The following is a 1,012-nucleotide window of genomic DNA, read 5'->3' as shown; positions in this document are numbered from 1 at the left end:
TATCTCTCCCAGTATCAGCTGTTGCCCTATGCGCGTATCCGCGAGTTGCTCACCTCGCAGTGCGGCCTGTCGCTGAGCACCGGCACCCTGTTCGCCTTCAACCAGGAGGCCTACCAGCGGGCCGAGGCGTTCGCCGAGTGGGTGATCCCGGCGCTACGTGAAGCAGCCACCGTCCATGCCGATGAAACCGGAATGCAGGTCGGTGGCAAACGCTACTGGCTACACAGCGCCTCCAACGAGGCCCTGACCTGGTTGGCCCCGCACCCCAAGCGCGGCCAGGAAGCGATGGACGCCATCGGCGTATTGCCCTTCGTGCGTGGCGTGCTGGTGCATGATCACTGGAAGCCCTACTACCGCTATCCGGATTGCCGGCACGCGCTCTGTAATGCGCACCACCTTCGGGAGCTGACAGCGGCCTGGGAGAACGATGGCCAGGCATGGGCCAAGGCCTTGCATGACCTGTTGTTGGAGATGCATCGCGCCGTGGAGGTGGCCGACGGCTGCCTCTCGGCCGATGAGACCCGAGCCTGGCGGCAGCGCTATCGAGATTGCCTGGCGAAAGGGGACGCCGAGTGCCCCCCGCCGGTGAAACCGCCACCTGGAACGCGAGGCCGGGCCAAGCGCACCAAGCCGCGCAACCTCCTGGAACGCCTCCAGGCGTACGAGGACGACGTGTTGCGCTTCCTCGACGACCCTGCCGCTCCCTTCACCAACAACCAGGGGGAGCGCGATCTGCGAATGACCAAGGTCCAGCAGAAAATCTCGGGCTGTTTCCGCTCCTGGGAGGGGGCGGAGATCTTCTGCCGGATGCGCAGCTTCCTCTCGACCGCCGTCAAGCAAGGGGTGGCGGCGCATACCGCACTGGAGCAACTGTTTGCGGGGGAGGTGCCAGCCTTCATGCAGCAAGAAGCCCCGACTCAGCCAACCGGTGCTGAATAGTTACATAAAACGCTCGTTTGCCCTTGAACCAAACCCTACCTTGGGCGAAAACTTAGGTGTCAGAACAATGCGG

1 protein-coding gene is annotated in these 1,012 nt (G+C 63.7%); it reads left to right on the top strand.

The genetic code is table 11. The features are described 5' to 3' along the window. Positions 1 to 939 (top strand): IS66 family transposase (gene tnpC, locus NFR41_RS10460; RefSeq protein WP_251231803.1); only part of this gene is annotated, 939 nt, incomplete at its 5' end. Positions 940 to 1,012: the final 73 nt, after the last annotated feature.

Source organism: Adlercreutzia aquisgranensis (assembly GCF_943193145.1).
In the GTDB taxonomy this organism is placed as follows: domain Bacteria; phylum Actinomycetota; class Coriobacteriia; order Coriobacteriales; family Eggerthellaceae; genus Xiamenia; species Xiamenia aquisgranensis.
The sequence above is the reverse complement of the archived record's forward strand: the minus strand, read 5'-3'. Positions and strand labels throughout refer to the sequence as shown.